This window comes from Thauera phenylacetica B4P (assembly GCF_000310225.1).
Lineage (GTDB): Bacteria > Pseudomonadota > Gammaproteobacteria > Burkholderiales > Rhodocyclaceae > Thauera > Thauera phenylacetica.
On the sequence record NZ_AMXF01000663.1, the window covers coordinates 1 to 225 of the forward strand.

The following is a 225-nucleotide window of genomic DNA, read 5'->3' on the forward strand; positions in this document are numbered from 1 at the left end:
AAGGACCCGTCGGTCGCCATCTCGGTCAACCTCGCCCGCTACGACGCCCCCGAGCAGCGCTACTGCCCGGCCGGCGTGTACGAGATCGTCCAGGAAGAGGCCGGCCCGCGCCTGCAGATCAACGCGCAGAACTGCATCCACTGCAAGACCTGCGACATCAAGGACCCGACCCAGAACATCAACTGGGTCGTGCCGCAAGGCGGCGAAGGGCCGATCTACCAGGGG

The 225-nt window shown here is 66.7% G+C and carries 1 protein-coding gene; it reads left to right on the plus strand.

The features are described from left to right. On the plus strand, positions 1 to 225 hold a 225-nt coding region (locus C667_RS24185), incomplete at both ends, for a 4Fe-4S dicluster domain-containing protein (protein WP_004394151.1).